The 19,005-nt window shown below is 73.3% G+C and carries 15 protein-coding genes and 1 pseudogene; 5 read left to right on the plus strand and 11 right to left on the minus strand.

What is annotated here, in order from left to right; genetic code table 11:
- Window positions 1-167: 167 nt before the first annotated feature.
- The 4 genes from IPL61_01865 to IPL61_01880 form a co-directional block, all read right to left on the minus strand.
- Window positions 168-1,685: a protein kinase gene (locus IPL61_01865; protein MBK9030080.1), complete on the minus strand. Its 1,518-nt coding sequence runs from the start codon at window positions 1,683-1,685 to the stop codon at window positions 168-170.
- A gap of 107 nt (window positions 1,686-1,792) precedes the next feature.
- Entirely contained in the window at window positions 1,793-2,842 is a 1,050-nt protein-coding gene (locus IPL61_01870) for a tetratricopeptide repeat protein (GenBank protein ID MBK9030081.1), read from the minus strand.
- 575 nt (window positions 2,843-3,417) lie between these two features.
- Complete coding sequence (locus IPL61_01875; protein MBK9030082.1) at window positions 3,418-4,530, minus strand: serine/threonine protein kinase; 1,113 nt, start codon at window positions 4,528-4,530, stop codon at window positions 3,418-3,420.
- Window positions 4,531-4,582: 52 nt separating this feature from the next.
- Window positions 4,583-7,351 carry a protein kinase gene (locus IPL61_01880; protein MBK9030083.1) on the minus strand — a complete coding sequence of 923 codons (2,769 nt, stop codon included), beginning with the start codon at window positions 7,349-7,351 and terminating at the stop codon, window positions 4,583-4,585.
- 109 nt (window positions 7,352-7,460) lie between these two features.
- Between IPL61_01880 and IPL61_01885 the strand changes: the two genes are divergently transcribed.
- The 3 genes from IPL61_01885 (at window position 7,461) to IPL61_01895 (ending at window position 8,824) form a co-directional block, all read left to right on the plus strand.
- Complete coding sequence (locus IPL61_01885) at window positions 7,461-7,787, plus strand: (2Fe-2S) ferredoxin domain-containing protein (protein MBK9030084.1); 327 nt, start codon at window positions 7,461-7,463, stop codon at window positions 7,785-7,787.
- A 34-nt stretch (window positions 7,788-7,821) separates the two neighbouring features.
- Window positions 7,822-8,400: a Uma2 family endonuclease gene (locus IPL61_01890; GenBank protein MBK9030085.1), complete on the plus strand. Its 579-nt coding sequence runs from the start codon at window positions 7,822-7,824 to the stop codon at window positions 8,398-8,400.
- A gap of 76 nt (window positions 8,401-8,476) precedes the next feature.
- A complete protein-coding gene (locus IPL61_01895) occupies window positions 8,477-8,824 on the plus strand; it encodes a hypothetical protein (protein ID MBK9030086.1) in 348 nt (115 codons plus the stop codon).
- Between the two features lie 106 nt (window positions 8,825-8,930).
- On the opposite strand, the gene IPL61_01900 is transcribed toward IPL61_01895, so the two are convergent.
- The 4 genes from IPL61_01900 to IPL61_01915 form a co-directional block, all read right to left on the minus strand.
- Window positions 8,931-9,755, minus strand: a complete 825-nt coding sequence (locus IPL61_01900; protein ID MBK9030087.1) for a M48 family metallopeptidase — start codon at window positions 9,753-9,755, stop codon at window positions 8,931-8,933.
- Between the two features lie 1,905 nt (window positions 9,756-11,660).
- The gene (locus tag IPL61_01905) at window positions 11,661-13,100 is read right to left on the minus strand and encodes a hypothetical protein (protein ID MBK9030088.1); all 1,440 of its coding nucleotides are present in this window, start codon (window positions 13,098-13,100) and stop codon (window positions 11,661-11,663) included.
- Between the two features lie 19 nt (window positions 13,101-13,119).
- Entirely contained in the window at window positions 13,120-14,079 is a 960-nt protein-coding gene (locus tag IPL61_01910) for a trypsin-like peptidase domain-containing protein (protein ID MBK9030089.1), read from the minus strand.
- The gene (locus IPL61_01915; protein MBK9030090.1) at window positions 14,076-14,978 is read right to left on the minus strand and encodes a PDZ domain-containing protein; all 903 of its coding nucleotides are present in this window, start codon (window positions 14,976-14,978) and stop codon (window positions 14,076-14,078) included. Before IPL61_01915 ends, IPL61_01910 begins: the two co-directional genes overlap by 4 nt.
- Before the next feature lie 191 nt (window positions 14,979-15,169).
- On the opposite strand from IPL61_01915, the gene IPL61_01920 reads away from it, so the two are divergent.
- Window positions 15,170-15,829: a response regulator transcription factor gene (locus IPL61_01920; GenBank protein ID MBK9030091.1), complete on the plus strand. Its 660-nt coding sequence runs from the start codon at window positions 15,170-15,172 to the stop codon at window positions 15,827-15,829.
- Between the two features lie 83 nt (window positions 15,830-15,912).
- Here the strand turns inward: IPL61_01920 and IPL61_01925 are convergent.
- Window positions 15,913-16,577: pseudogene (locus IPL61_01925) on the minus strand (molybdenum cofactor biosynthesis protein MoaE).
- Between the two features lie 25 nt (window positions 16,578-16,602).
- Here IPL61_01925 and IPL61_01930 point away from each other — a divergent pair.
- Window positions 16,603-16,980: an MGMT family protein gene (locus IPL61_01930; GenBank protein ID MBK9030092.1), complete on the plus strand. Its 378-nt coding sequence runs from the start codon at window positions 16,603-16,605 to the stop codon at window positions 16,978-16,980.
- Between the two features lie 77 nt (window positions 16,981-17,057).
- On the opposite strand, the gene gspN is transcribed toward IPL61_01930, so the two are convergent.
- Both gspN and IPL61_01940 read right to left on the minus strand, forming a co-directional pair.
- Complete coding sequence (gene gspN, locus IPL61_01935; protein ID MBK9030093.1) at window positions 17,058-18,398, minus strand: type II secretion system protein GspN; 1,341 nt, start codon at window positions 18,396-18,398, stop codon at window positions 17,058-17,060.
- A 1-nt stretch (window position 18,399) separates the two neighbouring features.
- The gene (locus IPL61_01940) at window positions 18,400-19,005 is read right to left on the minus strand and encodes a type II secretion system protein M (GenBank protein ID MBK9030094.1); all 606 of its coding nucleotides are present in this window, start codon (window positions 19,003-19,005) and stop codon (window positions 18,400-18,402) included.

Genomic DNA, 19,005 nt, shown 5'->3' on the forward strand with positions numbered 1-19,005 from the left:
CGCGGCCGCGGTCGTGATCACCTCTCTGCGTAGGCGTAGCGCTTCCTCCGGTTCATCGGCGTTGCTCGCGGCCGAAGCGAGCTGATCCAGGAGTTCGGCCAGGACCACGGGATGCCTCAGCGCACGCGCACGTTCGACCGCCGCCTCAGATCGGGCGCGGTGTTCCTTCAGATTCCCGGCGATCCGGACGACGTCGATCGCCGCGACCTCGGCGCGCAGCGCCGGTACCGCGCGCGGGCGTCCGGATCCGTCGGAGGCGGAGGCTGGTCGGCGTACTTCGACGTGTCGGCGCAGGCCGCAACGTCGGGAAGCCCATCGAGCACCTTGATCGTCGCGTCGAGGACAGCCGGGCTCGTCACCGCCGCGAACGCCCGCACGCTCTCCGCGAACCCGCCGTAGGCCTGATCCAGGCATGCGATCCGGCGATCGAGCAGCTCATCCGACTGGCGCCCCTCCACCCGGGTCGCGCGACACGCCCTGACGTGCCCGGCGCTCCAGGCCTCGCCGAGCCGATCGAACGCGTCAGACACCCGCGCGCCGATGGCCGCGCCCTGCTCCGGATCCTCGCCCACCTGCGTCGCGACCAGCTGGCTTCGCCGCGCTGGGTTCCAGATCTCCGCAACCCGCGCGGTCGGCGGGCGCACGGATCCGGCGCCGCCGCCTGGCCGCGCTGGGTCAGCGAACAGGGCCGCCGTCGCCGCGAGTGCCAACGTCGCCCCGCCGCCGATCGCCACCCGCGTGCGTCGCCGCCGCCGCCGCGCGATGTGGGTCAGGAGCGCGTCGATCGACGGCCAGCGACGCTCGGGCATCGCCGCGAACCCGCGCGCCACGGCCGTGAGCAGCCACGCGGGCGCCCCGCGCTCGCGCCCATCGAGCAGCGGTCGGGCGAACGCCAGCGGGCCCTCGGTCCGGGTCTCGGCCTCGGTCGGCCGCTGTCCGCACAGGCCCTCCCAGAACGAGATGCAGTACGCGTACTGATCCGCCCGCGCGTCGAGCACCGCGCCCTGCGCTTGCTCCGGTGCCATGTACGCCGGCGTCCCGGCGATCGTCGACGTGGTCGCGGTCCCCGATGAGGTCGTGTCGCCGGGCAGCGACGCGGTCGGCGCCGCCAGGCCGAAGTCTCCGACCAGCGGCTCGCCCGCGTCGCCCAGGAACACGTTCTTGGGCTTGAAGTCCCGATGGATCAACCCGGCCGCGTGCGCGGCCACCAGCCCCTGCCCCGCCGCCACGAACCGGTCGACCACCTCGCGCCACGGCCGCTTCTGCCCGTGCAGCCAGTCGTGCAGCGTCCCCCGCTGTAGAGCGGCATCACGATGTACACCCCCGCCGCCGTCGACCCGACGTCGAACACCGGCACGATGTGCGCGTGCCGCAGCTTCGCCATCGCCCGCGCCTCGTCGAGCAGCCGGTCCTGCGCCTTGCCGCTGGTGGTCCCCGGCGTCACCACCTTGATCGCCAGCTCGCGCCCCAGCTCTGGGTCGAACGCGCGATACACCACCCCCATCCCGCCCGCCCCCAGCACGCCGCGCACCTCGTAGCGGCCGATCATCGCGCCGGCGCTCAGGCGCGCGCTCGCATCGCCGCCTTTGCCGTCGGTCGAGGTCCGGGTGTCGTCGTATGGGTCTACGGCCATGGCTACTCCTGACTTGTCGGGTCTTGCGCAGCGTCGCGTCGTGTCGCCTCAACGGACACGACGGCCACGCCGTGCGCGAAGAGCCAGGCGTCGATCTCGGCCAGCGCCGAGGGTTTGATCGTGTCGCCCTCCGCCAGCTCCCCCCGAGCAGCGCTGGCCTCAGCGAGGCCAGCACGGCGATCGCGGCCGAGTTCGACCAGCGCCGCGCCGTGCCAGAAATGCACCTGGGGGATGGTACTGGCCGCCTCTTCGTCGAACGGGTCGGCCAGCACCGCGGACGTGATCGCCAGCGTGCGCTGCCAGTGCCCCCAACGAGCGTGGACGACCGCTGGCCCAAGCCGCGCAGCGACCACGAAGGCCGCCTTCTTGCCCATCACCTCTTCCAGCATCGTGCGCGCGCGCGCGTACGCGGTGATGGCTTCGGGCCACCGTTTCGCCGCCGCCTCCACATCGCCGAGCGCCTGCAGGGTCAGGCCCCAGTTGATGCGGGCGTGCATTCTTCTCGTACATCGCCAACGATTCCACGATCAAGGCACGACCTTCCTCACGCCGACCGAGCCCAACCAGCGCGACGCCCTGGTCGCCCATGATGTCGGCGATGAAGGAATGATCCGGACGGGGGCTCGCACGCGCCAACGCGAGCGTGCGCTCGAGGTACGGCAGCGCCTGCGCGAAGCGTTGTTCCTCGACCAGTAGCGTCGCGACATTGTAGACGGGCAACGCAAGTAGTGGTGACGCTGCCATCCGTGCCTCAGCGATCGCGGCAGCTTGCTGTGCGCGCTCGATCGCCTTGGAATGGTCTCCGGCGTTGAAATACGCCTGAGATGCGTTGATGTAGTAGGACACCAGGAAGGGGTGCGCCGGCCCGTACTTCCGAACGACGAGCGAAATCGTGTCCTCGAACGCCGGGATCGCATCCGTCGATCGACGCATCTCCGACAGGAGTTGCGCCCGCTCGCCGACGGCCATGAACAAGCGATTCCATTCGGCCGCGCCAGGCGTTCGCGCGCCGGAGGTCTCGAGCAGCCCGATCTCCTCCTCGTAGAGCGTCAAGGCCGCGGCCTGGTCCCCTCGAGACGTCGCGATCGCCGCCCTGCTCGAGATCAGGTCGGCCTGGTAGATCACGGGGCTCCCGGCGCGGGCGACAGCAGCCTCGGCCGCCAGGATCAGTGACTCGGCCTCGTCCGGCCGCGCCAGATCCGTGGCCAAGCCGGCGACGATCTCGGTCCACGCACGGGCCGCGATGCGATCGTCGCGGGGCCGCGGCGGCGGCGGCGATCACCTCTCTGCGTAGGCGTAGCGCTTCCTCCGGTTCATCGGCGTTGCTCGCGGCCGAAGCGAGCTGATCCAGGAGTTCGGCCAGGACCACGGGATGCCTCAGCGCACGCGCGCGTTCGACGGCCGCCTCAGATCGGGCGCGATGTTCCTTCAGATTCCCGGCGAGCCGGACGACGTCGATCGCCGCGACCTCGGCGCGCAGCGCCGTGTACTCGCGCCGGGCGTCCGGATCGGTCGGAGGCGGAGGCTGGTCGGCGTACTTCGACGTGTCGGCGCAGGCCGCAACGTCGGGAAGCCCATCGAGCACCTTGATCGTCGCGTCGAGGACAGCCGGGCTCGTCACCGCCTCGAACGCCCGCACGCTCTCCGCGAACCCGCCGTAGGCCTGATCCAGGCAGGCCATCCGCCGATCGAGCAACTCATCCGACTGGCGCCCCTCCACCCGGGTCGCGCGACACGCCTCGACGTGCCCGGCGCTCCAGGCCTCGCCGAGCCGATCGAACGCGTCAGACACCCGCGCGCCGATGGCCGCGCCCTGCTCCGGATCCTCGCCCACCAGCGTCGCGACCAGCTGGCTTCGCCGCGCTGGGTTCCAGATCTCCGCAACCCGCGCGGTCGGCGGCGCGCACGGATCCGGCGCCGCCGCCTGGCCGCGCTGGGTCATGAACAGGGCCGCCGTCGCCGCGAGTGCCAACGTCGCCCCGCCGCCGATCGCCACCCGCGTGCGTCGCCGCCGCCGCCGCGCGATGTGGGTCAGGAGCGCGTCGATCGAGGGCCAGCGACGCTCGGGCATCGCCGCGAACCCGCGCGCCACGGCCGTGAGCAGCCAGGCGGGCGCCCCGCGCTCGCGCCCATCGAGCAGCGGTCGGGCGAACGCCAGCGGGCCCTCGGTCCGGGTCTCGGCCTCGGTCGGCCGCTGCCCGCACAGGCCCTCCCAGAACGAGATGCAGTACGCGTACTGATCGGCGCGCGCGTCGACCGCCTGCGCCCGCCGCCTGCTCCGGCGCCATGTACGCCGGCGTCCCGGCGATCGTCGAGGTGGTCGCGGTCCCCGACGTCGTCGGGTCGCCCGGCAGCGACGCGGTCGGCGCGGCCAGGCCGAAGTCCCCGACCAGCGGCTCACCCGCGTCGCCCAGGAACACGTTCTTGGGCTTGAAGTCCCGGTGGATCAACCCGGCCGCGTGCGCCGCCACCAGCCCCTGCCCCGCCGCCACGAACCGCTCGACCACCTCGCGCCACGGCCGCTTCTGCCCGTGCAGCCAGTCGTGCAGCGTCCCCCCGCTGTAGAGCGGCATCACGATGTACACCCCCGCCGCCGTCGACCCGACGTCGAACACCGGCACGATGTGCGCGTGCCGCAGCTTCGCCATCGCCCGCGCCTCGTCGAGCAGCCGGTCCTGGGCCTTGCCGCTCGTCGTCCCCGGCGTCACCACCTTGATCGCCAGCTCGCGCCCCAGCTCCGGGTCGAACGCGCGATACACCACGCCCATCCCGCCCGCGCCCAGCACCCCGCGCACCTCGTAGCGGCCGATCGTCGCGCCGGCGGTCAGGCGCGCGCTCGCATCGCCGCCTTTGCCGTCGGTCGAGGTCCGGGTGTCGTCGTACGGGTCTACGTCCATCTGCAGCTCCTGCGGTCCGCGCCGCGGCCGTGGTCATCCGGGTCACGGTCCATCATCGCTTCCAGCGCGCCAGCTCGGTCTTGACCTCCGCGACGGCCTCGTCGTCACCGAGGCGCGCGAAGCCCGCCTGGGCGTCCTCGAGCATCGCGAGCGCGCGGGCCCGCGTCGCAGGATCACGCGCCAGCAGCTTGCCCTGGGCGAGGCCGAGCTGCTCGAGCATCCCGGCCGGACAGCCTCGGTCGGTGCAGATGACCCTGGCGGCCTGATAGTGCCGGGCGGCCATGTCCGGATCGCGGGCCTCGGCACAATCGCCGAGCTGCGCGAACAGTGAGGCCAGGGTCGGATGCCGGACCGCTTCCAGCAGCGGCCGTGCGTGCTCGAGGTAGGGCATGCCGGCGGCGCAGTCTTCCATGGCCAGGAACATGCCGAAGGTCGCCTCGATGTCCGCGTACTCGACCGACGACTTGCCGCGCGCGCGTTCCATCACCTCGAGCGCACGGCGGTAGTGGACCTCGGCCTGGGACTGGTCGTCGGTGCCGTTCGAGAGGACGTTGGCGAGGTTGCGCTCGGCCTGCGCGTGCGACTCCGGCATGCCCATGTCGCGGTACACCTTGGCTGCGCGCGTCAGCAGGCTCACCGCTTCGTCGATCCGCCCCCGCACCTCCGCGATCATGCCGCCAAGCTGCAGGTAGTCACTCATGCTCGGCGAGTCGGTGTCGCCGAACGAGCCCTGGTAGATCGCACCGGCGGCGCGCCAGGCGACCTCGGCCCCGTCGACGTCGCCCATGCGGAACTTGACGTTCGCGATATCGACGTAGCTCCGCCCGACGTGCGGCTCGGACTCACCGTACGCGCGCCGCAGCTCGACCTGCGCCTGTTCGAACAGCGGCAGCGCGGCGGCAGCGTCCCGCTGCGCGCGCGCGCGCTGGCCGAGGACCTCGCCGCGCAGCGCTGGGGTCACCGCGTGCGCCTCGGCGGCGGCGATCCGCTCGGTGGCCAGGCGATCGTCGTGCGCCGCGGTCGCGCGCCAGGCCATGACCAGCTCGGCGCGAACCTTGAGGGTGTCCTCTCCGTCGGTGCGAAGGATCGCAGCGTTCAGCACCGGCTCCAGCGCGGCCGCGCGATCGAGGTTGCCGTGCAGCTGCTCCTTCGTGACCAACTCGACCAGCGCGAACAGCGCGCGGGCGTCGTCCTTCGCCTTGGCGGCCTCGACCGCCAGCTCGTCGACGACATCGTCGCTGGGGAGGAACATGAGGATGCGCGTGCGCGCGACCGCCTCGAGCGCCTCGGCATGCAGCGGGGCCCAGCCGCTGGCGCGCGCCGCGGCGCGCGCGGCCTCGAAGACCTCCAGGGCCTCCCGGTGGCGACCGCGCAGGCCCAGGTCGCGGCCATGCGCCAGCTGCCGCTGGACCGCCGCGACCGCAGAACGTTGTTCGGGCGACGGCATCGGGCGGGCGATCAACACATCGCCGCGGTCACAGGCCTCGAGGCCGGGCATCGACGCGACCGCGCCGATCGCGTCGGCGACCACCGCGCGGTCCGCCGACGCGAACGTCGCGATCAAGCCCGCGGCGTGCGCGCGCCGGCCGTCGAGGCAGACCGCCCGTCGATCGAGCAACTCGGCCGACTGGGTGTGGCTGACATGCGTCGCCCGGCACGAGTCGATCATGCGCGCCTGCCAGCCGCGCACATAGCCCCGGAGCGGAGGGACCACCCGCGCCAGCGTGTCATCCGCGGCCTGCGAGCCGGTCGCGCGGAACGCGAGCGCGATCGTCGCGCGGGTCACCGGGTTCCAGGTCAGGCCGTCGGGCGTCGGGCACGGATCGCGCGGCGCCGGGCGCATCGCCACCAGCGCGGCGGCCACCGCGGCGACGCAGCCGACGCCGGCGGCGCCGAGCGCGATCCGCCGCCGCCGTCCGAGCCCGCGCTCGAGCACGTCGAGCAGCGCCTGCATCGTCGGCCACCGCCGCTCGGGCTGGGACGCGAACCCGCGCACCAAGGCCGCGGTCAGCCACGCTGGCACCGCCCGCCGCGCCTTCGGTGCGTCCGGGGCGCGCTCGAGCGCGGGCCCCTGGGTCCGGGTGTCGGCCTCCTGCGGCCGCTGCCCGTGCAGCCCCTCCCACAAGCTCACGCAGAAGCTGTACTGGTCGGCGCGCGCGTCGACCGCCTTGCCCTCGGCCTGCTCCGGCGCCATGTACGCCGGGGTCCCGGCGACCGTCGACGTCTCGTGCGCGCCGCCGTCGCCCGAGCCCGTCGCGCTGGCCGACGCGATCCCGAAATCCGCGACCATGACCTCGCCCGCGTCGCCGATCAGCACGTTCTTCGGCTTGAAGTCGCGGTGCACCAGGCCGGCCGCGTGAGCCGCGACCAGGCCCCGCCCCGCCTCGATGAACCGCGCGAGCACCTCGCGCCACGGCCGCGCGGCCGCGTGCATCCAGTCGTGCAGCGTGCCGCCGGTGAGCAGCGCCATCGCGACGTACACGCCGCCCGCGTGCTCGCCGACGTCGAACACCGGCACCACCGCCCGGTGCTGCAGCCTCGCCATCGCCCGGGCCTCGGCCAGCAGGCGCTCGCGGCCCTGCGCGCCCATGGCGGTCGGCTGGACGACCTTGATCGCCACGTCGCGCTCGAGCTCGGCGTCGCGGGCGCGGTAGACCCAGCCCATCCCGCCGCCGGCGAGGAACTCGACGATCTGGTAGCGCCCGACCTTGCCGCCCGGCCGCAGCCGCGGCCCGGCGTCGGGCGGCGCGGCGCCTGCCTCTTCGGCGGACACGGTCCGGTCGAGCGCCGGGTCGTGCATCGGGTCCACGTCTCGGGTCATCTGCGGTCGCCTCGCTCCTACATCGAATCGGTGGAACCGATTGCTCCGGCGCATCCTACTGCGATCGGGGTTGCCGGTGGTACCGGCGGCGCTGCTACGCTGTGGCCAGATGCCGCGCGTGCACGTGTTCGTCTGTGACAACCATCGGCCCGAGGGTGGACGGCCGGCGTGCGGCGATCGCGGCGGGCGGGCGTTCGCCCAGGCGCTGACCGAGGCGGTGCTGGCCCGGGGCGCGGGTGGTCGGATCGCGATCACGCGCTGCCAGTGCCTGGGGCTGTGCTTCGACGGGCCGACCGCGGTCGAGTACCCGGCGGGGCGCTGGTGGACCGGGCTCACGCCCGAGATCGCCGGCGACCTGGTGACCGCGCTCGACGCCGGCCCCGACGCCCCCCTGCCGCCGGCGCTGGCCGAGCGCCTGGCCCTGATCGACGACTGAGGCGACCCCAGCCCGAGCTGGTAGTCTGGCGCTCATGGTGGCCCCGGCGCGCCGACGCGCGACCTACGACGACATCCTGGCCGCGCCGCGCCACCAGGTGGCCGAGATCGTCGACGGCGACCTGCACCTGCGCCCGCGCCCGGCCAAGCCGCACGCCGCGGCCGCCACCGCGCTCGTCGGCGAGCTGATGTGGCCGTTCGGGCGCGGACGCGGTGGACCTGGGGGCTGGATCATCCTGCTCGAGCCCGAGCTGCACCTGGACGCCGACGTGCTGGTCCCCGACCTCGCCGGCTGGCGCCGCGAGCGCATGCGATCGCTCGACGACGGCGCCTACTTCACCGCCGCGCCCGACTGGGCCTGCGAGGTGCTGTCGCCGTCGACGGCCCGCCTCGACCGCGTCGACAAGCTGCCGATCTACGCGCGCGCGGCGGTCGGGCACGTCTGGTTGGTCGATCCGCTGGTCCGGACCCTCGAGGTGCTCCGCCTCGACGCTGACCGCTGGAGCCTGTGTGGCACCTGGGCCGACGACGCCCGGGTCAAGGCCGAGCCGTTCGAGGCGATCGAGCTCGAGCTGGGCGCGCTGTGGCAGGACGTCGCGCTGCCGGCCCGGTGAGCCCCGGGCGACCGCGTGGTCGCGCGGGTCCGGTCGATTCTCGGGATCATCGGGCCCGCGCCGCCGACTCCCGGGCATGACGAACAAGCTGCTCATGTGTGTCCTCGCGCTGGGCCTCGCGGTCGCGCCCGCCTGCGGCAAGAAGGCCGGCGCCGGCGCCGACAAGATCGACGTGGTCGCGCTCAAGGACGGCGCGACCCAGACGGCGCGCCTGTCGTTCTGGAGCAAGAACCGCGGCCTGGCCGGCGAGGACCTGGTCGACAACGTCCATTTCGAGGACGCGTCCAAGCAATCGCTGGCGCTGCGCTACGACCCGGCGCTCGAGGCCACGATGGCCAAGCTGGTCCAGGGCAAGATCTACAAGGTGACCTTCGCGGTCAAGGACGACGGCGTGCACAAGGGCACGGTGACCGCGGTCGAGTGAGCCGGCGCGGCGCGGCGCGGGCGGTCGAGCACCGGCGCGAGGTCGGAGCCGGACGGCGGGGCTCGAGCGCCTCGGCCTGGACCGGGAGCAGCCGGCGCCCTGCCGGTCAGTAGGTCAAGAGCGCGTCGAGGTTGGCGCGCTCCCAGGCGCGAGCCTCGACGTAGCGATCGAACCGGGCCTCGGCGTCGAGGAACGCGCGCGAGTGGAACTCGCGGCGGCCGTTCCGGACCTTGATGTCGTGGACCTGGTGCAGCATCTCGTGGAACACGATCCACTCGACGAAGAACCGGGGCACGAACGCGCGGTCGAGCGACCGGTGCAGGCGGATCAGGCGCTCCTCGACCGAGTAGCTGCCCATCTTGATGCTGGCGCGGCGGCGCGGCGTGCCGGTGCGCGCGCCCCAGGTGATCGCGGCGTCGATGGCGTCGTCGAAGTAGCGCGCGTTGAGCTCGTCGTAGATCGCGCGCAGGTCGTGGTGATCGCCGGTCGTGATCAGCACCGGCGTGGCCGGGCGCCGGCGCCCCCGGACGGCGTCGGCGTTGGCGTCGATGAAGTCGCCCAGCACCCGCGAGGCGTCGCGATCGTTGTCGACGACGTACTGGGCCAGGGCCTTGACGATCACCGGATCGGCGTCGGCGAACATGCAGTGCAGGCGCACGTCGTAGCTGCGGGGGCCGTGGCCCCGCGGCGCCCGCCGCACCGAGATCATCGTGTAGCGGTTGCCGGTCAGCGTCACCTTCAGCTCGCCGCGCGCGACGTGGGCGCGGATCCGCCGGGCCAGCGCCTCCTCGGCGTCGGCCAGCACGGCCTCGGCGGGGGCGTTGCCGCGGCGCGCGCGACGCAGCGCCTCGGTCAGCCGCGCCACGGTCGCGACCGCGTCGTCGCCGGGGTCGGCGATCGCAGGTCCGTGGGAGCAGGGGGAGGTGCGCATCAGGTCGGCGGCGGAGACTTCCGGGTGAGCGACCGAGGCGAGGACCGGCCCCGAGTCTTCACAGCTGGCAAGGGAAAGTCGCAACGCAGACTCTATTATATATGCAGATAGCGATGTAGCCGGCCATGGCAGGGCGATGCCATGGAGGACCCACTACCGGTGGGGGGTCTCGGTGACCGAGCGCCCCACGGCGAGTGTCCGAAGCGGTTGGCGGTGGGCGCTGAGTGGCGATCCAGCCGACGAACAAAATGCTATCAGTCGCGATTTCACGGGATCAAGTTATCCACAGCTCCCGGGATCTGATCGATCCGATAACCCCATGCGATCACTCCAGAAAGAGGGATCTGATCGCGATGTACGATCTGATCGCACACGCGCGATCCGCACGAGCAGCCCGCGCGATCAAGTTTTTGCGAGCGCCGCGAGATCCCCGATGACGCCGCGCGATATGGTGCGCGCCGCCATGGCCCCGTTCCTCGAGCGCAACGCTCGTTCTCATACCTGCGGACAGCTCCGCGAAACCGACGCCGGCACCCGGGTCGTCCTCACCGGCTGGGTCGGCAGCTACCGCGATCACGGCGGCTGCGTCTTCATCGACCTCCGCGACCGCGAGGGCATCACCCAGATCGTCTTCGATCCGTCGGAGTCGTCCCCCGCCCTCCTCGCGCTGGCGGCCGACCTGCGCACCGAGCACTGCGTCGGCGTCGCCGGCACGGTCAAGCTGCGCGGCGGCAACACCAACCCCAACCTCGCCACCGGCGCGATCGAGGTGTGGGCCGACGATCTCGAGGTGTTCTCGACCTCGGACACGCCGCCGTTCCCGATCGAGGACAAGCTCGACACCAACGAGGCGCTGCGGCTCAAGTACCGCTACCTCGATCTGCGCCGGCCCAAGCTGCAGAAGAACCTGATCGCGCGCTCGCAGATCACCAAGACCGTCCGCGACTACCTCGGGCACGACCGCTTCCTCGAGATCGAGACGCCGTTCATGGTGAAGTACACGCCCGGCGGCGCCCGCAACTTCCTGGTGCCGTCGCGGCTCAACCCCGGCAGCTTCTACGCGCTGGCCGAGTCGCCGCAGATCTTCAAGCAGCTCCTGATGGTCGCGGGCTACGATCGCTACTTCCAGATCGTCCGGTGCTTCCGCGACGAGGATCTCCGGCTCGACCGCCAGCCCGAGTTCACGCAGATCGACATCGAGATGTCGTTCGTGACCGAGGCGATCCTGCAGACCACGATCGAGGGGATGATCGCGGCCCTGTGGAAGGACGTCCTCGGCCTCGAGGTCACGCTGCCGATGCGGCGGATGACCTACGCCGAGGCCATCGACAAGTACGGCGTCGACAAGCCCGACCTGCGGCTCGACCTGACCCTGTGCGATCTGTCGGCGGGCTGCCCCGACACCGGCTTCCGGGTGTTCGACGACACCGTCGCCAAGGGCGGCATCGTCAAGTGCCTGCGCGTGCCCGACGGCGATCGTCTGAGCCGGTCGCAGCTCGACAAGCTGACCGACTTCGCCAAGCCGTACGGGGCCAAGGGCGTCGCGTTCGTGCGCGTCGGCGACGGCGGCACCTGGGCCGGCGCGCCCGCCAAGAGCGTCACCGACGCGGCCCGCGCGCGCCTCAACGAGCTGGCCGGCGCCGGCCCCGGCGACCTGCTGCTGTTCGTCGCCGACAAGGCCAAGGTCGCCAACACCTGCATGGGCGCGATCCGCCTGCACATCGGCGAGCTGCTCGGGCTCACCCGCAAGGGCGAGTACCAGTTCATGTGGCTGACCGATCCGCCGCTGTTCGAGGTCGACGACGAGACCGGCGCGGTGGCGGCGTCGCACCACCCGTTCACGTCGCCGCGCGTGGCCGACGAGGGCCTGCTCGAGACCGCGCCCGGCCAGGTGCTGGCCCGGGCCTACGACCTCGTGCTCAACGGCGTCGAGGTCGGCGGCGGCTCGATCCGTATCCACCGCTCGGACCTGCAGGCGCGGGTGTTCAAGGCGCTGGGCATCAGCGACGACGACGCCCGGGCGAAGTTCGGGTTCCTGCTCGAGGCGTTCAAGTACGGGCCGCCGCCCCACGGCGGCATCGCGCTCGGGCTCGACCGCCTGGCGATGATCATGGCCGGCGCCGACTCGCTGCGCGACGTGATCGCGTTCCCGAAGACCCAGAAGGGCTCGGACCTGATGACCGAGTGCCCGACCGGCGTGGCGAAGAAGCAGCTCGACGAGCTGTTCATCCAGCCCGCCGCCAACCTGCCCGCGAAGAGCTGAGCGGCGGTTCGACGTCCGGCCGCCGGCTCACCCGCGCGGCGCGTCGTCGGGCGATCGCGGTGTCGTGGAGGCCTGGCCGGTAGTCGGCGGGGTCGGGCGCGATCTGGACGGCGGCCCGTCGGGGCCTGGCCCGGCCGGCGCACCCGCGCGGCGCGTCGTCCCGGCTGACGGCGGTGTCGTGGAACTGGCGGGGCGCTCGGGGGGGCGTAGTCGGGAGGTGGGTAGCGGACGCCGGCCTCGTCGTCGTCGTGGAGGACGTCGACGTAGCGCCGGTGCCACTCGATCTGGGTCCAGACGTAGGTGTGCCGCGTGTGGACCGTGGTGGCGAGCGCGTCGTCGATGCCGGTGAAGGTCACGAGCAAGGTCGCCATGCGCTCGGCCAGGAGCTTGGGCGTGGCCCCGGCCAGCGGGCTGGCGTCGTCGATCGCGTGGAACGCGGTCCAGGACAGCGCGAACATCGGCGACGTGGCCCGGCGCAGCGGCAGGTCGTAGATGCGCCGCGCCTCCTCGCCGGTCGGCAGGCGCTCGGTCCACGACAGCGCGACCTTGATCGTGGCCTCGACGATCGCCGACGAGCGGTGGTTGGCCATCCGGAACTGCAGCACCGGGACGCCGCTCTCGTAGCTGACGACCGCGACCCGGGCCCACAGCACCTTGGCGGTGGTGGTGCCGAACTTGGCGAACACCAGCCCGGTGATGACCGCGGTGATCAGGATGCCGAACAGGCTCTCGACCGTGACGATCCAGTGGGCCAGCGTGTCGCCCGGCGCCATGTAGCCGTAGCCGATCGTCGCGAGGGTCTCGACGCTGAAGTAGAAGCGATCCCAGAACGAGCCCGGGCGCGCGTTGATGATCGTCGCGTCGCCGACGTACAGGATCGCCGCGAACCCCAGGTTGATGACGAAGAACACGAGCGCGAACGCCAGGAACAGCCGCGTCCAGGTGGTCCGGCGGAGCGCGTGGTAGACGTCGGCCTGGACCGTCTCGCGCCACGACCGCGGCATGCCGCGCCGCTCGATCGCGGTGGTGCCGTCGGGGCGGAAGAAGCTCGGGCGCGGGCGCGGGGGCGCGGGTTCGGGCACGGCGCACTGTACCCGATGGTCAGCGCTCGCTCGGCGCGACCTCGACCACGGCCAGCCGGCCGCGCCGGACCAGCCGCAGCGGCACGCGGGCGCCGGCCGCGACCGCCCGCAGGCTGCGCACCAGCTCGTCGACCGAGGTGACCGCGTCGCCGCCCAGCCCGATGATCAGATCGCCGTCGCGCACGCCGGCGCGCGCGGCCGGGCTGCCGGCCTCGACGCTCATGACCTCGACCGCCGAGGTCGCGAGCACGCCGTGGGCCCGGGCCAGCCGGCGATCGAGGGGCCGGGTGGCGCCGCCGACGCCGAGGTACGCGCGCCGCACCCGACCGCGGGCCAGCAGCTCGGCCAGCACCCAGGCCGCGGTCGCCGCGCCGACCGCGAAGCCCAGGCCCTGCGAGCGCGCGATGATCGCGGTGTTGATCCCGACGATGCGCCCGCGGCTGTCGGCCAGCGGCCCGCCCGAGTTGCCCGGGTTGAGCTGCGCGGTGTGCTGGACCACGCCGTCGATCAGCCGGCCGTCCTTGCCGCGCAGGCTGCGCCCGAGCGCCGACACCACGCCGGCCGACACCGTCGACGAGAACCCCAGCGGGTTGCCGATCGCGACGACCAGCTGGCCGGGCCGCAGCGGCTCGGTCGCGAGCTGCCCGGGCGCGGGCGCCGCCAGCGCGACCGGGTCGGCGTGCAAGAGCGCCAGGTCGGTGGCCGGATCGGTGCCGACCACCCGGGCCGGCGTGAGCTCGCCGGCCGGCGCGCGCACCCGGACCGCGCGCGCGCCGTCGACGACGTGGTGGTTCGACAGCAGGTAGCCGTCGGGCGTGCACACCACCGCCGAGCCGGCGCCGTCGGCGCCGCGCAGCCGGCCGCGCTGGATCTCGACCGCGACCACCGCCGGCCCCAGGCGCTCGGCCACGCCGATCACCGCCTGCGAGTAGGCGTCGAGCGCGGCGCCGTCGTCGGCGCGCGCGGCCGCCGTCGTCACGGCCGGGCCCCGACGGTCGCGGTCAGCGCGGCGCGCACGCCGCCGCGCACCAGGTCGATCGCCACCTCGGCGTCGGGCCGATCGAACACCGCCAGCCGCAGATCGTCGGGCCCGGTCACCGGGGCGCCGTCGATCGCGATGACGACGTCGCCGACCAGGACGCCGGCGCGCGCGGCCGGGCCGTCGTCGTCGAGCGACACCACCAGCGCGCCGCGGCCGCGGCCGTCGGACACCGCCGCCGGGATCGCCGCCGGCTGGACGCCGACGCCCAGGTAGCCCCGGGCGATCCGGCCGTGGGCGCGCAGGCCCTCGACCACCCGGGCCAGGGTCGTGATCGGCACGCACAGATCGACGCCGGGGAAGAGCGTCCGGGTGTTCATGCCCAGCGCGCGTCCGGCCAGATCGACCAGCGGCCCGCCGGCGAACCCGCGCGGCAGCGCGCGGTCGGTCTCGAGGTAGCGGTCGACCCGGCCACCGGCCGGCGTGCGCACCGTCGGGCCGAGCACGCCGAGCGCGCGCATCGACGCGCGGATCGCGCGCCCGGGTCGCGCCAGCGCGAACGCGAGCTGGCCCGCGGCGACGCCGTCGAGCTCGCGCTGGGCGATCGGCGCCAGGCCGCCGCCGTCGACCGCGAGCAGCGCGACGTCGGTGCCGGGATCGCGGCCGAGCACGCGGGCCGGGCGCTCGACCACGTCGTCGCCATCGGCGATCGCGACGGTGGGCTCGTCGGGGGTGTGGAAGCTGGAGGTGACCACCAGCTCGTCGGTCCAGGCCAGGCCCGAGCCGGCGCCGCGCCGGCGCGCGACCCGGACCACGCTGGCGGCGGCGGCGGTGACCGCGCCGGTGAGGGCGCGATCGAGGGCGACGAGCGAGGCGTCGATGTCGGTGTGGTGTTGCATGACGCCATCGTGGGCCGCGCCGTCGTCGCCGCCCATCGGCCGTTGGGTCAGGCCTGCGCCTGTCATTCGGGCCGGCCCCTGCCCGATCGGTCAGGGCGATCGGCCGGCCGCGGTCGTCGGACCTGCCCTTGACGCCAGGGGTGAGGCGACCCACGTTGACCTCACGTTTTTTTTCACCTGGCGGCCCCCCGATGACGCGCAACCCCACCCTCTCGCCCTCCCAGACCTCGCACCTCGCGGCGCCGGCGGCGTTCGCCGTCCCGGTCCGGGTCGCGATCACCACCGACGACGCGCTCATGCGCGCCGGGGTCCAGCGGCTCCTGGCCACCGCGCCCGAGGTGGTCGTGGTCCCGGCCGCGGACGCCCAGGTGATGCTGCTCGATCTCGGCGCCGACCCGGCCCGGGCGCTGGCGCGCGTGCCCGAGCTGCGGCGCGCGGTGATGCCGGTGGTGGCGGTGGTGCCCGACGGCAGCTTCGTCGCGCCGGTGCTGGCCGCCGGCGCCCGCGGCGTGGTCCGCCGCGACTCGATCGGCCCCGAGTGGGGCGCGGCCCTGGCGGCGGTCGAGCGTGGCCTGACGGTGATCGACGCGCCGCTGGCCGCCAGCTTCGTGTCGAGCCGCCCGCCGACGGCCCCGCCGTCGCGCCCCGGCACCGGCCAGCTCACCGAACGCGAGCGCCAGGTCGTGGCGCTCCTGGCCGAGGGCCTGTCGAACAAGCTGGTCGCCGATCGCCTGGGCATCAGCGACCACACCGCCAAGTTCCACGTCAACGGCGTCATGGCCAAGCTCGGCGCCGGCACCCGCACCGAGGCGGTGGTCGAGGCCGTGCGCCGCGGCCTGGTCACGCTGTAGCTCGGTACCGGCATCGGCACCGAGGCGGTGGTCGAGGCGCGCGGCGGGGTCCGGTCACGCTGGAGCGAGCGCGGTCACGGCGGTCACGGCCCGAGGCCGACCCAGACCGCGCCGTCGTCGCCGAACTCCTTCTTCCAGATCGGCGCGCGGTCCTTGAGCCGATCGATCGCCGCCCGGCACGCGGTGAACGCCTCGGCCCGGTGCGGCGCCGCGGCCGCGATGACGACGGCGGCGTCGCCGATCGCCAGCGCGCCGACCCGGTGCTCGATCGCCACGCGCGCGCCCGGCACCTCGGCCTCGAGCTCGTCGACCAGCGCGCGGATCACCTTCTCGGCCATCTGGGCGTAGGCCTCGTACTCGAGCCGCTCGACCGTGACCCCGCGGCTGTGGCGCCGCACCAGGCCGGTGAACGTGCACACGCCGCCGGTCTCCGGCGTCACGACCGCGGCGACGCAGCGATCGAGCGACAGCGGCGCGTCGAGGATCGCGACGTGGATCCGATCGTTGCCGCCCGCCACCGGCGGATCAGCACCAGCTCGTCGCCGGCCACCAGCACCTGGGCGGCGTCGGTCATCGCCTGGTTGACGGCGATCCGGTAGTGGCCGCGCAGCCCGGCGATGATGGCGTGCTGGCCCTCGAGCGCCGCGATCGCGTCGCCGACGGTCGCGCCGTCGGGCAGCTCGAGCTCGTCGTCCGCGCGTCCGATCCGCTCGCGGAACACGGCGAAGTACAGCACCTGGATCCGCATGGTGGCCCTGTCGTACCGTGCCCCCATGGCGACGTCCAGCGACGAGCTGTCGGCCCACGGCCGCGCGGTCCGAGCCGCGATCCACGCGGTCGCGCGCCGGATCCCGCGCGGCAAGGTCGCCACCTACGGCCAGATCGCCGAGCTGGCCGGGTTCCCGGGCGGCGCGCGCGTGGCCGGCGCCGCGATGAAGACCTCGACGCCAGCCGATCGCCTGCCCTGGCAGCGCGTGGTCGGCAAGCGCGGAGGGCTCGGCGTCATCGCCATCCACGATCCCGTCGGCGCCGCGGTCCAGCGCGGGCTGCTCACCGACGAGGGCGTCGTCGTGAGCGAGCGCGGGACCATCGCGTTGGCGCGGTTCGGCTGGCTGCCGTCGGGCCGGGCCCCGCGCCCGCGCCGACGCTGACCTCGATCAAGGCCTGACCGCGCGGGCGCGGCTCGCCGGCCCGGCCGCGGGCCGCGCCCCGCCGACGCGCACCTCGGTCAGGGCGTATTGTCGGACGGCGGCGTGGCCTCGTTCGGCCGGGCGCTGTCGCTCGGGTACGGCGCGGTGACGCCGTCGCCCCGGGCCGGCGGCTGCGCCACGACCGGCGGGGGTGGCATCGCCGGCGGCGGCGCGACCCCGGGCCCGACGCCGCCACCCTCCTCGGGCTTCGGCGGCGGCGGCACGTCGTCGTGGATCTGCCGGCCCATCACCGGATCGAAGGTCGGCGACGGGCCGGGCGCCTCGACCTCGGGCACGGGCACGGGCACCGGCACGCCGGCGTCGATGATCCGGATCGGCTCGATCGGCGGCGCCTCGATGCGCGGCCGGTCGTTGCCGCTGCTGCCGCTGCTGCCGCTGCTGCCGGTGTCGTCGCGGGCGCCGTCGCACAGCGCGCCGATGCGGCGCACGTTCGACAGCTTGCCCATGAGCTTGATGTGGTGCATGCCCTGGGCGTCGATGATCGGGCTGCCGAAGTCGCAGGTGCTGCGGAACTTGGCCTCGCGGTCGTACAGCTCCTTGGAGCACTTGTACTTGATGCAGCCGGTGATCGTCGAGTCGGTGATCACCCGCGCCAGCTTGATCGTGACGTCGACGTCGGCCTCGCCGTCAGCCGAGGTCAGCTCGAAGGTGCGGCGCCGGGCCTCGCCCTTGACCACGTCGATCGCCAGCTTGAAGCGCCCGATCCGCAGCGCCGGGACCACGACGCCGTCCTTGGTCCAGACCTCGTCGCCGGGGCGCTTGCTGCTGGGGTAGATCTTGGCCTCGCCGTCGCCGACCGCGCAGCCGACCGTGCACGCCAGCTCGAACACGCCGTCGGCCTTGCTCCAGTCGTTCTTGACCAGCTTGAGGCGGACCTTGCCGTCGGCGTTGCCCGACATCGGCAGGCCGATCGCGTCGCTGACGCCGGGGATCATGGTCAGCGGGACCTTGCTCAGCGCGAACGCGAACGAGGTCTCGTTCTTCTGCTGCGCGATCGTGCCGGTGATCCTGCCCGTGCCGGTCGCGATGTCGAGGCCGATCTCGACCTTGCCCGACAAGAGCGGCGCGAACGCCAGATCGATCTCGACCCGCTTGAAGTACATCGTCGTGGTCGGCTGGCCGGCCACGGCCGCGCGCGACCGCAGGGTCACGGCCGTCAGGGCGAACCGCCCCGGCACCAGGCTGCGCTCGACGCCCCCGATCGTCACGTCGTACTTTGACGACAGCGCCTCGAGCGCGCGGTCGCGGATGCGGTCGTACGGGAAGGTCAGGTGCAGCGCGACCACGAAGGTGACCAGCGCCAGCGCGACGTAGCCGACGATACGGAGGATCGCGCGGGCGCGCGGTGACACGGTCATCTCAGCCCCCTGCCTTGGCCGAGCCCGAACCCGAGCCCGAGCCCGAGCCCGAGCCCGAGCCGCCCGGCGTCTCGGCGACCCGCGCGTAGGTCGAGATCTCCGCCGACAGGTCCATCTTCTCCTGGTCGCGGAAGTTGCGCTTGATCGACAGCGACGTCACCACCACCACCCGCGAGTCGGTCTCGATCGCCTGGAGGAAGTCCTTCACCTGGCTGATCGACAGGTCGCGGATCTCGACCGCGGCCGAGTGCACCACGAACTTGCCGCGCGGCGTCGGCGTGCGCGGGTTGACCCCCGGGATCGTGACGCCCGCGGTCTCGCCGGCCTTGTAGATGTAGCTCTCGAGCTTGACCGGCTCGGTCGTGATCGACGCGGCCGGGTTGTCGCCGAGCACGGGCTTGGCCGCGCCCCGGTACGCGGTCAGCCGCTGCAGCGCGGTCCGGGCCTGGGCGTTCTTGTGCTCGAGCGCGTCGAGCCCGTCCTTGATGGCCAGCGCGACGTACAGCACCATGACCACCACGAACGAGACGCCCAGCAGGAGCACCATGCGGCGCTCGCGCGGGCTGATCGACTCCCACTTGTCGCGGACCTTATCGAAGGCGGCCAT

This window comes from Myxococcales bacterium, assembly GCA_016717005.1.
In the GTDB taxonomy this organism is placed as follows: Bacteria; Myxococcota_A; Polyangia; order Haliangiales; family Haliangiaceae; genus UBA2376.